Source organism: Chiayiivirga flava (assembly GCF_014202825.1).
Taxonomy (GTDB): domain Bacteria; phylum Pseudomonadota; class Gammaproteobacteria; order Xanthomonadales; family Xanthomonadaceae; genus Chiayiivirga; species Chiayiivirga flava.
Genome location: NZ_JACHHP010000004.1, coordinates 217166 through 231796, shown reverse-complemented (window position 1 = coordinate 231796; position 14631 = coordinate 217166). Strand labels below are relative to the sequence as shown.

12 protein-coding genes are annotated in these 14631 nt (G+C 69.7%); 5 read left to right on the top strand and 7 right to left on the bottom strand.

What is annotated here, in order from left to right; translation table 11 throughout:
* Positions 1-9: 9 nt before the first annotated feature.
* The 4 genes from HNQ52_RS11870 to HNQ52_RS11855 form a co-directional block, all read right to left on the bottom strand.
* Complete coding sequence (locus HNQ52_RS11870) at positions 10-480, bottom strand: hypothetical protein (protein WP_183961388.1); 471 nt, start codon at positions 478-480, stop codon at positions 10-12.
* Entirely contained in the window at positions 477-1055 is a 579-nt protein-coding gene (locus HNQ52_RS11865; RefSeq protein ID WP_425486501.1) for an RNA polymerase sigma factor, read from the bottom strand. The genes HNQ52_RS11870 and HNQ52_RS11865 overlap by 4 nt, the downstream gene beginning before the upstream one ends.
* Before the next feature lie 35 nt (positions 1056-1090).
* A complete protein-coding gene (locus tag HNQ52_RS11860; protein WP_183961386.1) occupies positions 1091-2854 on the bottom strand; it encodes a phosphoenolpyruvate carboxykinase (GTP) in 1764 nt (587 codons plus the stop codon).
* 319 nt (positions 2855-3173) lie between these two features.
* Entirely contained in the window at positions 3174-3761 is a 588-nt protein-coding gene (locus HNQ52_RS11855) for a TetR/AcrR family transcriptional regulator (protein ID WP_183961385.1), read from the bottom strand.
* A gap of 330 nt (positions 3762-4091) precedes the next feature.
* Here HNQ52_RS11855 and HNQ52_RS11850 point away from each other — a divergent pair, with 330 nt between their 5' ends.
* From HNQ52_RS11850 to HNQ52_RS11835, 4 genes are all read left to right on the top strand, one after another.
* Positions 4092-5042 (top strand): alpha/beta fold hydrolase, encoded by a 951-nt coding sequence (locus tag HNQ52_RS11850; protein ID WP_425486500.1) that lies wholly within the window; start codon positions 4092-4094, stop codon positions 5040-5042.
* The gene (locus HNQ52_RS11845) at positions 5039-7510 is read left to right on the top strand and encodes an acyl-CoA dehydrogenase (RefSeq protein WP_183961383.1); all 2472 of its coding nucleotides are present in this window, start codon (positions 5039-5041) and stop codon (positions 7508-7510) included. Before HNQ52_RS11850 ends, HNQ52_RS11845 begins: the two co-directional genes overlap by 4 nt.
* Before the next feature lie 25 nt (positions 7511-7535).
* Complete coding sequence (locus HNQ52_RS11840; RefSeq protein WP_183961382.1) at positions 7536-7916, top strand: hypothetical protein; 381 nt, start codon at positions 7536-7538, stop codon at positions 7914-7916.
* 183 nt (positions 7917-8099) lie between these two features.
* The gene (locus HNQ52_RS11835) at positions 8100-8564 is read left to right on the top strand and encodes a hotdog fold domain-containing protein (protein ID WP_183961381.1); all 465 of its coding nucleotides are present in this window, start codon (positions 8100-8102) and stop codon (positions 8562-8564) included.
* Here the strand turns inward: HNQ52_RS11835 and HNQ52_RS11830 are convergent.
* Entirely contained in the window at positions 8539-9900 is a 1362-nt protein-coding gene (locus tag HNQ52_RS11830) for an NTP/NDP exchange transporter (RefSeq protein WP_183961380.1), read from the bottom strand. The two genes, HNQ52_RS11835 and HNQ52_RS11830, sit on opposite strands and share 26 nt — an antisense overlap.
* Positions 9901-10054: 154 nt before the next feature.
* Between HNQ52_RS11830 and HNQ52_RS11825 the strand changes: the two genes are divergently transcribed.
* Positions 10055-11683 (top strand): GMC family oxidoreductase, encoded by a 1629-nt coding sequence (locus tag HNQ52_RS11825; RefSeq protein ID WP_343059342.1) that lies wholly within the window; start codon positions 10055-10057, stop codon positions 11681-11683.
* A 205-nt stretch (positions 11684-11888) separates the two neighbouring features.
* Here the strand turns inward: HNQ52_RS11825 and HNQ52_RS11820 are convergent, their stop codons facing one another.
* Together HNQ52_RS11820 and HNQ52_RS11815 are read right to left on the bottom strand one after the other, a co-directional pair.
* Positions 11889-13838, bottom strand: a complete 1950-nt coding sequence (locus tag HNQ52_RS11820; RefSeq protein ID WP_183961378.1) for a M48 family metallopeptidase — start codon at positions 13836-13838, stop codon at positions 11889-11891.
* Positions 13839-13930: 92 nt separating this feature from the next.
* Positions 13931-14542 carry a LemA family protein gene (locus HNQ52_RS11815; protein WP_183961377.1) on the bottom strand — a complete coding sequence of 204 codons (612 nt, stop codon included), beginning with the start codon at positions 14540-14542 and terminating at the stop codon, positions 13931-13933.
* Positions 14543-14631 lie beyond the last annotated feature (89 nt).

Genomic DNA, 14631 nt, shown 5'->3' with positions numbered 1-14631 from the left:
ATCGAAGGATCAGCTCAGCGCATGCCGCTGCGACAGGCGCAGGCGCTGGTCGTAGGTGCTGCGCAGGCGGGTCAGCAGGAAGGTCGCGTCGGGCTGTTCGCGCAGCGCCTGCTGGATCGCCCACGCGCTGCGATCGAGCTCGTCGGCGGCCGGCTGCAGCGGCGGCGGCAGCGGGCCGAACTGCGCGAATGCGGCGGTGTATTCGCGCGAGATCGCGTCGGCCTCGCGCTGGACCAGATCGTTGCGCGGCGCCGGGCTCGGCAGCGGCGCGACCCGCAGCGCGAGCACGGCCACCAGCGCAAGCGCGGCAGCGGCGGCGAACGCCAGCGGCATGCGCCAGCGGCGCCGCGTGCGTGCGGCGCGCGGCGGCAACCGTCCGGCGATGCCGGGCCACAGGTCGTGCGCCGGGTCGCGCTCGGGCGGCAACGCGCGCAGCGCGCGGCGCAGCGACAGATCGTCGTCGAACGGTGTCTTGCTCATGGCGTGTCTCCCAGCACGCGCCGCAACAGGCCGCGCGCGCGATGCAACTGTGCCTTGGAACTTCCGACCGCCATGCCGAGCTCGGCGGCGATCTCCTCGTGCTTCCAGCCTTCCACGTCGTACAGCACCAGCACCGCGCGGGCGCGCGGCGGCAGTGTCGCCACGGCGCGCTCCAGATCGATGCCGAGCGCCTGCGAGCCGCCGGGGGCGCGCATGTGTTCGAGCGCGCTGTCATCGGTTTCCAGCGCCTCGGCGCCGACACGGCTGCGCAGGTCCATCAGCGCGGTGTTCACCGCCAGCCGGTGCAACCAAGTCGAGAAGGCGCTGTCGCCGCGGAACCCGGGCAGGGCCTGCCAGGCTTTGACGAAGGCATCCTGCGTGAGTTCCTCGGCGCGCGCCTCGACCCCGCCCACCAGCCGCCAGACCACGCCGTGGATGCGCCGCACGTGGCGGCGATACAGGATTTCGAACGCGGACACCTCGCCGCCGGCGGCGCGTTGCACCAGGGCGAGGTCGTCGTCGACGGCGACTGCGGACATCGGCGGTGCAAGATCGGGAAGGGACGTGGCGAGCAGCATAGTCCCTTCGATGCCTCGCACCGCCGGAGGGTTTAAGCCGGGGCGGCCGCCGTGCCGAGCGCGCCTGCCACACGCGCGGCCTCGTCGAGCAGGCGTTGCGGGACGCGTGCGCCGAAGCTCGCCAGATACGCGCCGACCGCGTGCATCTCCTCGCGCCAGCCGTCTGCGTCCACCTCCAGCAGCACGTCCAGGGCGGCGGGCGGCAGCGCGAGCCCGTCGAGATTGAGGTCCTGCGCGCGCGGCACGGCGCCGATCGGCGTTCGGTCCGCGCCCGCCGTGCCCGCGCAGCGCGCGAGGATCCACTCGAGCACGCGCATGTTGTCGCCGAACCCGGGCCACAGGAACGCGCCGTCGTCGCCCTTGCGGAACCAGTTCACGTGGAAGATCTTCGGCAACTTCGCACCGGGCCTGTCGAACGACAGCCAGTGCGCGAAGTACTCGGCGAAGTTGTAGCCGCAGAAGGGCTTCATCGCCATCGGATCGCGCCGCACCACGCCGACGGCGCCGGTGGCCGCGGCCGTGGTTTCGGACGCCATGCCGGCACCGACCAGCACGCCGTGCGTCCAGTCGCGCGCCTCGAACACCAGCGGCACCAGCGATTCGCGCCGCCCGCCGAACACGATGGCGTCGATCGGCACGCCGTGCGGATTCTCGGCCTCCGGCGACCAGCTCGGGCATTGCCTGGCGCTGACCGTGAACCGTGCGTTGGCATGCGCGGCCGGACCGTTCGCCGGATCGTACGGGCGGCCCTGCCAGTCGAACGCCGGCACGCCGGGCAGACCGTCCCACCACGGCTGGCCGTCGGCGGTGAGCCCGACGTTGGTGAAGATCGCGTTGCGGTCGAGCATCGCCAGTGCGTTCGGATTGGTCTTCGCGCTGGTGCCCGGCGCCACGCCGAAGTAGCCGGCTTCGGGATTGATCGCGTAGAGGCGGCCGTCCGCACCCGGCTGCATCCAGCAGATGTCGTCGCCGATGGTGAACACCTCCCAGCCGGCATCGCGGTAGGCCTTGGGCGGAATCAGCATCGCGAGGTTGGTCTTGCCGCAGGCGCTCGGAAACGCCGCGGCGATGTAGCGCGTCACGCCCGCCGGATTGCGGATGCCGACGATGAGCATGTGCTCGGCCAGCCAGCCTTCCTGCCGCGCCTGGTGGCTGGCGATGCGCAGCGCGTGGCACTTCTTGCCGAGCAGCGCGTTGCCGCCGTAGCCGGAGCCGAACGACTTGATCGTCAGCTCCTCCGGGAAATGCATGATGAAACGGCGCGCCGGATCGAGCTCGCCGGTCGAGTGCAGCCCACGCACGAACGTCCCCTCGCGCTCGATGCGCGCGAGCGCCGCCGCGCCCATGCGCGTCATCAGGCGCATGTTGGCGACCACGTACGGGCTGTCGCTGATCTCCACGCCGCAGCGCGACAGCGGCGAGTCGATCGGGCCCATGCAGTACGGCACCACGTACAGCGTGCGGCCCTGCATGCAGCCGTCGAACAGCGCATCGATCTTCGCGTGCGCGTCGGCCGGCGCCATCCAGTGGTTGTTCGGGCCGGCATCGTCCGCGTCGGTGGTGCAGACGAAGGTGAGATGTTCGACGCGCGCCACGTCCGACGGATGCGAGCGGTGCAGGTGGCAGCCCGGATGGCTGTCGGGATTGAGCGCGATCAGATCGCCGCTCTCACGCATCGCGGCTTCGAGCGAACGCGCCTCGGCGTCGGAGCCGTCGCACCAGTGGATGGCATCGGGCCGGGTCAGGCGGGCGACGTCGTCGACCCAGCGGGCCAGCGTGGCGAGGGTGGTCGTCATCGGTCTGTCTCGTGTCGTGGGTGCCGCGGCGGCGCAGAGCGACCGGCGGCAGCGAAGGCGCGGGACGGTAACGGCGCGTCCGTGGGCACGCAAGGCGCGCGCGGCGGTGGCCGGGAGCTGTAATCGTTTACAGCCCGATGGTGCCGGGGTTGCGGTCCGACACATCCGGAGCGCGCGTTACGCAGCCCGCGGGCGGGGCGCGACCGAACTGCGCGGAACGCGGCGCGGCGGCGCGGCGGATGACACCGCTGCACCAGCGTCTGGCCGTGCACGCCGCGCTGCGCCGGCGGCGAATCGAAAAATCCGCCGCCGAAGCAGGTCAGCCCTGCGGAATCAGCGTCGCCATCACGTGCTCGACATAGGCATCGAACTCGTCGTGATGCAGACGCGGTTGCCCGAGCTGCAACGAGAGCTGCAGGAAGCCGACGTAGGCGGCATAGGCCAGGCGGGCACGGTGCTGGGCATCGGCGCGCGCCATGCCGACCTGGCGGAAGGCCAGCATCAGATAGTCGAGGCGGCGCTTGGAGACGCGCTGCATCACCGGCTGCACCACCGGATGGTCGAGCGCCTTGAGCAGTTCGGAATAGATGGTGTGCGAACGCACCTCGTGCGCGACGCGGCGGAACAGCTCGCGCAGGCGGTCGCGCGGGTCCTCGACGGCTTCGACGCGGTTGAAGATCTCGTCGAGTTCCACCGTTTCCCAGCGCGCCAGCGCCGCGCCGAGCAGGGCGTCGCGCGACGGGAAATGCCAGTAGAAGCTGCCCTTGGTGACACCCAGCCGGCGCGCCAGCGGCTCCACCGCGACCGCGGCCACGCCGTCTTCGGCGATGAGATCGAGCGCGCCGCGCGCCCAATCGTCGGCGGACAGGCGCGGGGCGCGTTCGAGTTTCTTGTCGGCGGCAGGCATCGGGGGAGTCTAAACGGGTGCCGGGGGTTTGCAACGGGCGGCGGCGCCGAGCGGTGCCGCACGCCAGCGCACCCCTCCAGCGGAGAATTCCTTCTCCCGCCGGGAGAAGGTGGCGGCAGCCGGATGAGGGACGGGCGTCGCACGCTTGATGTCGAGGTGGCTGCCGCGCTCGTCCCTCATCCGCCTTCGGCACCTTCTCCCGCCGGGAGAAGGAAAAAATCGTGCCGACGGGGCGGCCGGTTTGGCCCAGGCCAACCACATGCTCCGGCCATTGCCGCAGGACACAAGCAACCATACGCATGCGTATTGACAGCGGCGCCAGACAATACAATACTGCCCCGTATGGTATCTGCCGCCCGCCATCGCGTGTCCGCCGCCGCAACCGCCCACGGGACGCACGTCCCCGCGCCGTTGCCGACCGCGCTCGCGAGCGACCGCTTCCCCGGCAATCCCGCGCAGCCGTCGATCCTCTACGCCCACGGCTTCGGCCAGACTCGCCAGGCCTGGAGCGCGAGCGCTGCGCGGCTGGCGGCGGCGGGTTTCGCCGGCCTGGCGTTCGACGCGCGCGGCCACGGCGACAGTCCGTGGAACGCGGCCGACGCGGCTTATTCGATGGAGCAGTTCATCGACGATGCGGTCGATCTGGCACTCACCCTGCCGCCACGCCCGGTGCTGGTCGGTGCGTCGATGGGCGGACTGCTCGGCCTGTTCGCCGAAGGCCACGCGACCGCCCCACTGTTTTCGGCCCTGGTGCTGGTCGACGTGACGCCCCGCTGGGAACCGCAGGGCGTCGAGCGCATCCTCGGTTTCATGAGCGCGCACCCGGACGGCTTCGGCAGCCTCGATCACGCCGCGGACGAAATCGCGCGGTACCTGCCGCATCGCCCCCGCCGCAAGACGCCCGACGAACTCGCACGGCTGCTGGTACGGCGCCCCGACGGCCGCTGGCGCTGGCACTGGGATCCGCGCCTGGTGGACGAAGTCGCCCGCCACGCAGACCGCTACCAGCCCATGCTGGCCGAGGCCGCGCGCCGCATCGGCATCCCCGTGCTGCTGGTCAGCGGCGGACGCAGCGATCTGGTCTCCGACGCCACCGTCGCGCATTTCATGGACCTGGTGCCGCATGCCCGGCATGTGCGCATCGAAGACGCGACCCACATGGTAGTGGGCGACAGCAACGACGCGTTCACCCAGGCCATCCTCGATTTCCTCACCGCGCTGCCCGGTGCCTCGGCCCCGGGCGGCGCACGCACCGCACCCTCCCAGGGAGTTTCGCCATGAGTCTCGTGCTGCCCTTCCTCGCCCTGCTGCTCGCCGGGCTGATCGCGGCGTACTACCGCGTCTCGCTCAAGACGTGGGCCGCACTCAGCGTCGCGGGCCTCGTCATCGCGGCGTTCTTCTCGCACTGGATCGCCACCACCGTGGCCGCCGTGCTATACGCCGCGGTCGCCGTCCCGCTGCTGCACACCGGCATCCGCCGCGCGAAGATCACCGCGCCGCTGCTGAAGATCTACACCCGGATGCTGCCGCAGCTCTCCGACACCGAAAAAACCGCGCTCGAGGCCGGCACCGTCGGCTTCGAGGGCGAGCTGTTCTCCGGCATGCCGAAGTGGCGCGACCTGCTGGCGCAGCCGAAGCCCGAACTCACCGCGGCCGAGCAGGCCTTCCTCGACGGGCCGGTGGAAGAGGCCTGCAAGATGACCAACGACTGGGACATCACCCACGTCCGCGCCGACCTGCCGCCGGAGCTGTGGGAGTACCTGGGCAAGAACAAGTTCTTCGGCATGATCATCCCGAAGGAATACGGCGGCCTGGGCTTCAGCGCCACCGGCCACTCGCGCGTGATCCAGAAGCTGGCGTCGATCTCGAGCGTGCTCTCGTCCACCGTCGGCGTGCCGAACTCGCTCGGCCCGGCCGAGCTGCTGCTGCACTACGGCACCGACGAGCAGAAGAACCACTACCTGCCGCGCCTCGCCGACGGGCGCGAGATTCCGTGCTTCGCGCTCACCGGACCGAGCGCGGGCTCCGACGCGACCTCGATTCCGGACTACGGCATCGTCTGCGAAGGCGAGTGGAACGGCGCGCGCGTGCTCGGCGTCAAGCTCACCTTCGACAAGCGCTACATCACGTTGGCGCCGGTGGCGACCGTCATCGGTCTCGCGTTCCGCCTGTACGACCCGGACAAGCTGCTCGGCGACCAGAGCGATCGCGGCATCACGCTCGCACTGATGCCGCGCGAAACGCCGGGGCTGCAGGTCGGCCGTCGCCACTTCCCGCTCAACTGCACCTTCCAGAACGGTCCGGTGCGCGGCCGCGACGTGTTCCTGCCGCTGTCGGCGCTGATCGGCGGCGAGGATTACATCGGCCACGGCTGGCGCATGCTGGTGGAGTGCCTCTCGGTGGGCCGCGCGATCACGCTGCCGTCCACCGCCAGCGGCGCGATGAAGATCGGTGCGCTGGCCACCGGTGCGTATGCGCGCATCCGCAAGCAGTTCGGCCTGTCGATCGGCCGCTTCGAAGGCGTGGAGGAGGCGCTCGCGCGCATCGCGGGCCACACGTATGCGGCGAGCGCGCTGTCGGGCGCCACGGCCGCTGCGGTGGACCGTGGCGAAAAGCCGGCGGTGCCGTCGGCCATCGCCAAGTACCACTGCACCGAACTCGGCCGTGAAGTGGGCAAGGACGTGATGGACGTGCTCGGCGGCAAGGGCGTGATCCTCGGACCGAAGAACTACGCCGGCCGCGGCTGGCAGGCGGCGCCGATTTCCATCACGGTGGAAGGCGCCAACATCATGACGCGCAGCCTGATGATCTTCGGCCAGGGCGCGATCCGCTGCCATCCGTGGGTGCTGAAGGAAATGGAGGCCGCCCAGCATCCGGACTCGGCCACCCGCCTGAAGGAATTCGACCGCAACCTGTTCGGCCACATCGGCTTCGCGATCTCCAACGCAGTGCGCAGCCTGGTGCTCGGGCTCACCGGCGCGGCGTTCGGCAAGGTGCCGGGCGATGCATACACGCGCCGCTTCTACCGCAAGCTCAACCGCTACTCGGCCAACCTCGCCCTGGTGGCGGATACCTCGATGCTCACGCTCGGCGGCAAGCTCAAGTTCAAGGAGTCGCTGTCGGCGCGCCTGGGCGACGTGCTGAGCCAGCTCTACATCGCAAGCTCGATGCTCAAGCGCTACGAGGATGCGGGCCGCCCGGCCGGCGACCAGCCGCTGCTGGCGTGGGCGCTGCACGACGTCAACCACAAGATCGAACTCGCGCTCTCCGGCGCGCTGCGCAACTTCCCGATCCGTCCGGTCGGTTACCTGCTGTGGATGCTGGTGTTTCCGTGGGGCCGCCGCGCCACCGCGCCGAGCGACCGCCTCGGTCACCGCATTGCCGCGCTGCTGCTCACGCCCAGCGACACGCGCGATCGCCTCGGCAACGGTGCCTTCCTGACGCCGGGCGCGTTGAACCCGGCCGGGCGCATCAACGCGGCGCTGCCGAAGGTGGTTGCGGCCGAACCGGTGGAACGCAAGTTCCTCAAGGCGGTGAAGGCCGGCGACATCACCGCACGCGAGTTCGAATCGCAGCTGCACGAGGCGCAGCTCAAGGGCGTCATCGGCGCGGACGAGGCGGAGCTTCTGCGCGAGCTGCAGGCGATCACGCTCGATGCGATCTCGGTGGACGATTTCGAACACCACGAGCTCATCGCCGCCACCCACGCCGAGGCCGAAGCCGCGCGACGCGGCCGCGCCGCGGCCTGAGGCCGGACACAGGCGGAGCCAGGTCGTGGACGAACGTCTGCCGATCTGGCTTTGCGGCGTGCACAGCCTCGGGTTTGCCCTGTTCCACCTCGCGTTCTGGCGATTGTTCGACTGGCCGCGCGACCTGCGGAGCTGTTCGGTGGCAACACGCGCGGTGACGCAGATCCTCAACCTGCGCCTGACCTATGTGTTCCTCGCGGTCGCCGCGGCGTGCTTTTTCCTCGCCGACGATCTGCTCGGAACGCGCCTCGGGCACTGCTTGCTGGGCGCGATGTCGCTGTTCTGGCTCGGGCGGTTGATCGAACAGGCCCTCTTTTTGCGTTTCAACCACTGGGGACTGCATGTCCTGTCGGTGTTGTTCGCGCTCGGCGCGGTGCTGTTCGCGTGGCCGTTGCTGGCCGCCTAGCGGACGCCTGCGACGAGTCGCCTCCACGTCACCGTCACGCAGCACCTCACTGCCTTCTGTCCCCCATCGTCATCGCGGCGAAGGCCGGGATCCGGCGACGTGGTTCTGCCAACATCAACACCAAGCAACGCCGCTGGATCCCGGCCTTCGCCGGGACGACGAGCAAAAGAATCGAGTCCAACCATGCCCTCCGTCCTCGCCCTGCACCGCCGCCTCGCCCGTTTGCCGCTCGGCATCTGGCTGTTCAGTCGCCTGGTCTGCTTCAAGGCACCCTACTTCGGCACGATCCGCCCGCACATCGACGTGCTCGAACCTGGCCGCTGCGAGGCCACGATTCCCGACCGCCGCGCGGTGCACAACCACATCGGCACCGTGCACGCGATCGCACTGTGCAATCTCGCCGAGCTCACCGCCGGGCTGATGACCGACGCTTCGATTCCCGGCAGCATGCGCTGGATTCCGAAAGGCATGCAGGTCGAGTACGTGAAGAAGGCGGTCGGCCGCCTGCGCGGCATGGCGACGCCGGAGTTCGCCCCGACCGACGCCGTGGCCGGCTACGACCTGCCCGTGAACGTGCAGGTGCGCGATGCTGCCGACGAGATCGTGTTCCGCGCCCGCATCCTCATGTGGGTGTCGCCGCGTCGCTAGCGGGCGCATCGCGCGGCGTGGCGGGCAGCCGCGCCTGTGCGCGGATCACGCGCCACGCACCGACGGTCATGCCCAGCGCCACCAGCGCCCCGACGCCGAACACCGCGGCGGACCCGAACACCGCCAGACCCTTGTAGACCCACGCAAACGTCACGTCGCCGGCACGGTAGATCACGGTGTCGATCGCTGCACCTGCTTTGTAGCGCCATTCGCGCGGCACCCGCGTGTAGATCGTCTCGCGCGCCGGTTTTGCCAGCGAAAACTCGCCGGCGCGCGTGGCCACCTGCACCATCCATACAAGGATCGGCAGCGGCGACGCCGCCAGCAGCGAGAAGCCGAGCAGGATCGCGAACGCCGGAATCAGCAGCGCGGGTGCCACGCCGTAGCGCGACAGCAGCCAGCGCGTCAGCCCGAGCTGGATGACGAGCGTGAGGGTATTGATCGCAAGATCGATGCGGCTGAAGAACGCCGTGGCCGCATCGTTCGTGGCGTAGGCCGCGCGCGCGATCGCGTTCTGCTCGTTGTAGAGCAGCGTCCCCACACCCACGCCGAAAATCATCAGCACGGCGAGCGCACGCAGCAGCGGCTCGCGCGCGACCAGCTTGAGACCGGCCATGATCTCGCCACCCATCGGCACCTCGCCGCTGGCAAGGCCCAGGCGCCGCTCGCGCGCCACCGCATACGGCCGCAACTGCATGATGAAGACGATGCACAGCGCAAGAAACACGGCCGAGACCAGCAGCAGGTTCGCGATGCCCACGCGCTCGACCAGCAGGCTGGTCAACGTGGGGCCGAGCATCGCACCCAGCGTGCCGCCGGCGCCGATGTAGCCGTACACGCGACGCGCATCCACATCGGCGAACACGTCCGCCATGAAACTCCAGAACACCGTGACCGCAAACAGGTTGAATACCGTCAACCACAGGAAAAACGCCATGCCGCGACCCGGCAGCTCCATCTCGAAGGCCAGATGGAACAGCAGCAGGCACGCGATGAAGACGCCGTAGACGATCGGCAGGAAGACCCGGCGCGGATAGCGGCTCACCAGCGCGCCGTACACCGGCTGCAGCGCGATCATGATGAAAAACGTGCAGGTGAACAGCACCTGCAGCACGAATTCCTCGAGCGCGACGCCGCGCGTGGCGAACCAGTCGATCATCGCCTGCGGGAACAGTGCGCCCAGATCGCGCGATGCACCCATCGCCTCGCGCACCGGACGCAGGATGTAGTACGCGGTCAACAGGAAAAAGAAATACAGGAACGCCCACAGCAGCGGCGGCGACTCGCGCAGCGTGTCGCGCACGTGCTGGATTCGGTGGACGGCACGCTCGGTCATGGATCGGCACTGCGGACGACGTGCGCGGACGTTAACCGACGCCCGCGCCGCATGCCAGCGCTGCGTTGCAGCAACACCGGTCGCGCGACCGCAGAGCAAAAGCTCTAGCGCACGCAACCACGATCGGCAATCCGCTCGCAACCGACCGCACGCCGTGACCGCAGCCGCGCCGCAACGCAAGGACTACGACTACATCATCGTCGGCGCGGGCTCGGCCGGCTGCGTGCTGGCCAATCGCCTGAGCGCGCGCCCGGAGATCCGCGTGCTGCTGCTCGAAGCCGGCCCGCGCGACTGGCACCCCTTCATCCACATGCCGGCCGGCATCGCAAAACTCGTCGGCAAGAAGGGCGTCAACTGGGACTACAGCACCGAGCCCGAAGCACAGCTGCACAACCGTCGTCTGTGGTGGCCGCGCGGGATGGTGTTGGGTGGATCGAGCTCGATCAACGCGATGTGCTACGTGCGCGGGAACCCGGCCGACTACGACGACTGGGCCGCGGGCGGCGCCACCGGCTGGGACTGGAACGGCGTGCTGCCGTGGTTCAAGCGCGCCGAGGGCAACACGCGTGGCGACAGCGCGCTGCACGGCGGCAGCGGGCCGCTTGGCGTCAGCGACCTGCGTTACACCAATCCGCTGTCGAGCGCGTTCATCGAAGCGGCGCAGCAGGCCGGCCTGCCACGCAACGACGACTTCAACGGCAGCACGCAGGACGGCGCGGGCTTCTACCAGGTCACGCAGCGCAACGGCGCACGCTGTTCGGCCGCGGCCGCCTACCTCGCGCCGGTGCGCGGTCGGCGCAACCTCACCGTCGTCACCGGCGCGCGCGTCAGCAAGTTGCTGGTCGAACGCGGCAGCGCCCGTGGCGTGATCTACTCGGCCGGCGGCGCGGCGTACTGTCACGTCGCCGCGCGCGAAGTGCTGCTGTGCGGCGGCGCGCTGAACTCGCCGCAGCTGCTGATGGTGTCGGGCATCGGCCCGGCCGACCACCTGCGCGAACACGACATCAAGGTGCAGGTGGACAGCCCGAACGTGGGCGAGAACCTGCAGGACCATCTCGACATCTGCACCCTGCAGCGCTGCCTGCAGCCGATCACCTACGACCGCGTCAGCGACTTCCGGATCGCCTGGAGCTACTACTTGCACCGCAGCGGCCCGGGCACGAGCAACATCGCCGAAGCCGGCGCCTTCGTACGCAGCCGCCTCGCCCCCGATGCGCGTCCGGACGTGCAGTTCCATTTCGTACCCGCCCTCCTCGACGACCACGGCCGCCATCGCATGCCCGGCGACGGCTACACGCTGCACGCGTGCGCGCTGCGGCCACGCAGCCGCGGTCGCCTGCGGCTGGCATCGCCGAGCGCGGGCGACAAGGTGCGCATCCATGCGAATTATCTCGGCGATCCCGAAGGCTTCGACCTCAAGATGATGCTCGAAGCCTTGCGCCTCTCGCGCGAGTTCCTCGCCCAGCCGGCGTTCGCGCCCTACCGCGGGGAGGAGATCTACCCCGGTGCGGACACCACGAGCGAGGCGGACCTGATCGACTATATCCGGCACAAGGCCGAGACCATCTACCACCCGGTCGGCACCTGCCGGATGGGCGACGATGCAGGCGCCGTGGTGGACCCGCAGCTGCGCGTGCGCGGCGTGGACGGCCTGCGCGTGGTGGACGCATCGGTGATGCCGACCCTCATCGGCGGCAACACGAATGCGCCGACGATGATGATCGCCGAGCGCGTGGCGGATCTGATCCTGGGCGAATCCGCGGTCGGCGCGGCTGCGGCCTGACGCCTCGCCGAAGCTCGCCGCGGAACTTCCCTTCTCCCGGCGGGAGAAGGTGCCCGGCAGGGCGGATGAGGGCGCCACCTCGCAGCGTGCAGCGATCTCTCACCAGGCAGCACTGCCGCACGTGCGTGGCGGAATGTCGAGGCGCGTCACCACGTGGCGCCCTCATCCGCCTTCGGCACCTTCTCCCGCGGGGAGAAGGAAAAAGCTAGCGCTCGAGCATCGGCGGCAGCGGGCAATGCAGGGCGGCGCAGATCATGCGCAGCAGCTCGGCTTCGGCGAGCGAGACACGGCCGTCCTGCGAGATCGCCGCCACCAGGCCCGCGACCAGCAGTTCCTTGCCACGCGGCTCCAGTGCGTCCAGGCGCGGCAACGCGGCACCGAGCGCCGCCGCCCAGTCGGCCGGCGGCGCATACCGCAGCGTGTCGTGCGGCAGCACCTGCGCGAGGCCGACGATGAACGCGCGCTGCGCGGCAACCGCATCGTCGTGCCCGTGTTTTGCGACGATCGAGAACAGCGCCGACAGCTCGGTCTGCAGTTCGACCAGCTTGCGCCGCCCGGTCGGCGCATGGCGCGAGGGGTCGAGCGCTTCGACGGTCTGCCGACGCAGCAGGCTCGCAAGACAGTACTCGAACAGGCCGATCGTGCCGTCGAGATGGATCAGCACGTCGACGCACGCAAGAAAGCGTTCGAGCTCCGGACGCGGGCGTCGCCGCAGCGCGGGAAACGCGAGCGATGCCAGCGGCAGGCGCAGCATCGGGTGCAGCGCCTGCGTGGCCGGTCGCCAGCGCGACACGGTGTCGGCGGTGTCCTCGTCGATGCGCGTGGCCACCTCGGCCAGCTGGCGCGCGGCGATGGCGGCGTCGCCGTCGATCAGCAAGGCCAGCACGACCGCCATGGCCTGGTCCTGGCGTTGCGCGGCGTCGTGCAGGGCCTGCGGCATGGCCGCGCCGATGGCGCTGGCGCGGCGGTAGTCGTCTGCAGCCGGCGTGCCCACCTGCGCGGCAACGCGTTGCGGATCCACGACGACCGAGGCCCGTCCGTCCGGCAACAAGGGGTCGGACGCGAGCCGGCTGCCGTCCGGCGCAAACCCGAGCGCGAGGTCTTCCTCGGCTGCGGACGGCACGTGCTGCGCCCAGCGTTTTGCCAGCGCTCCGAGCTGCTCGGGGCGGAAGCTGCGGTCCAGCGCGCGGATCCGATCGAGCAGCGGCGGGTGCGTGGCGAACATCGACGAGAACCCGATGCCGTCGCCGAACAGCATGTGGCTCACCTCTTCGGTGTCGGCCGCGACGAGTCTGGAACCCGCCGGCAGGCCGCCGATCTTCTTCAGCGCCCCTGCGATGCCGGCGGTCTGCCGCGTGAACTGCACCGCCGACGCGTCGGCCAGGTACTCGCGCGAGCGCGACACGCCAGCCTTGATCATGCGGCCGAAGAACACGCCGATGTAGCCGACCAGCATGATGCCCAGCGCCACCAGCAGGATGACACCCATGTTCCTGGAGTCGCGCCCGCCGCGCGAATGCTCCAGCACCTTGCGCCCCACGATGCCGAGCACGAGGATGCCGAACAGCAGCCCCATCAGACGGATGTTGAGGCGCATGTCGCCGTTGAGGACGTGGCTGAACTCGTGCGCGATCACGCCCTGCAGCTCGTCCCGATTGAGCCGCTCCAGCGCGCCGCGGGTGACCGCGATCACCGCGTCGTTGGCGCTGTAGCCGGCGGCGAAGGCGTTGATGCCCGCTTCCTGGTCCAGCACGTACACCTCGGGCATCGGCGTGCCGGACGCGATCGCGATTTCCTCCACCACGTTGCGCAGGCGGCGCAGCTTGAGGTCGGTGGTGTCGGCGTTGACCAGCGTGCCGCCCATCGAGCGCGCCACGGCGCTGCCGCCCGCACGCAGGCTGCCGATGCGCACGAGGCTGGCGATGCCGATGACCGCGAGCGTGATCAGCGAGGTCACAACGACGACGCCGACGACGGCGTCCATCGACATCGCGCCGACCGCGCGCTCCACGTCGTCGCCGCGCCGGGCGACACCGAGCGCCGCCAGCACGATCGCGTCGATCACCGCCACGATCGCGAGCACCGCGATCGCAAACAGCAGGACCAGCCGCCGGGAGGCCTTGCGCGCCCGGGCCTGGGCTTCGAAGAAATTCATCGCTGCTCCGTTGCGCTGCGGGACGACGCCGGGCGCCGCCGCCGGACCGGCCACGCCGCCCGGCAATGCCGGCGCGGCGTGGAAAACCGCGTTCAACCGCCGAACGAAACCTTCGGCGCTTCGCGCTTGTGCGCCTCGTCGGCGGCGATTTCCAGCAGCGCAGCGGGCTGGAAGTTGAACATCCCGGCGAGGATGGTGTTCGGAAACACCTCGCGCTTGTTGTTGTAGGTCATCACCGCGTCGTTGTAGGCCTGGCGCGCGAACGCGACCTTGTTCTCGGTCGAGGTCAGCTCTTCGGTGAGCTGCATCATGTTCTGGTTGGCCTTGAGGTCCGGATAGGCCTCGCTGACCACCATCAGCCGGCCGAGCGCGGCACCGAGCCCGCCTTCGGCGCCGGCCAGCTGCTGCATCGCGGCCGGATCGCCCGGGTTGGCCTTCGCGGCGCCCAGGCCCGTCATCGCCGCGGCGCGTGCGCGGATCACCGCTTCGAGCGTATCGCGCTCGTGGCTCATGTAGCCCTTGGCCGTTTCGACGAGGTTCGGGATCAGGTCGTAGCGGCGGCTGAGCTGCACGTCGATCTGCGCGAACGCGTTCTTGTAGCCGTTGCGCGACTGGATCAGGCCGTTGTAGATGCCGATCGCCCAGGCGCCGAGCACCACGGCCACCACGATCAGCAGGACGAACGAGAGCAAGAGCGAGGTCATGGGGAGTCTCCTGTGATGAATGCAGCGGCGCGCGGGCGCGGAAAACACCGCCGAAAACCGCGCTAGAATGCGATCACGCACCCAAGCAT

Excerpts from the sequence above, each read along its gene's own strand:
- HNQ52_RS11830 (WP_183961380.1), bottom strand. The coding sequence starts at position 9,900 with ATGACCGAGCGTGCCGTCCACCGAATCCAGCACGTGCGCGACACGCTG.
- HNQ52_RS11860 (WP_183961386.1), bottom strand. The coding sequence starts at position 2,854 with ATGACGACCACCCTCGCCACGCTGGCCCGCTGGGTCGACGACGTCGCC.
- HNQ52_RS11855 (WP_183961385.1), bottom strand. The coding sequence starts at position 3,761 with ATGCCTGCCGCCGACAAGAAACTCGAACGCGCCCCGCGCCTGTCCGCC.
- HNQ52_RS11815 (WP_183961377.1), bottom strand. The coding sequence starts at position 14,542 with ATGACCTCGCTCTTGCTCTCGTTCGTCCTGCTGATCGTGGTGGCCGTG.
- HNQ52_RS11845 (WP_183961383.1), top strand. The coding sequence starts at position 5,039 with ATGAGTCTCGTGCTGCCCTTCCTCGCCCTGCTGCTCGCCGGGCTGATC.
- HNQ52_RS11820 (WP_183961378.1), bottom strand. The coding sequence starts at position 13,838 with ATGAATTTCTTCGAAGCCCAGGCCCGGGCGCGCAAGGCCTCCCGGCGG.
- HNQ52_RS11870 (WP_183961388.1), bottom strand. The coding sequence starts at position 480 with ATGAGCAAGACACCGTTCGACGACGATCTGTCGCTGCGCCGCGCGCTG.
- HNQ52_RS11835 (WP_183961381.1), top strand. The coding sequence starts at position 8,100 with ATGCCCTCCGTCCTCGCCCTGCACCGCCGCCTCGCCCGTTTGCCGCTC.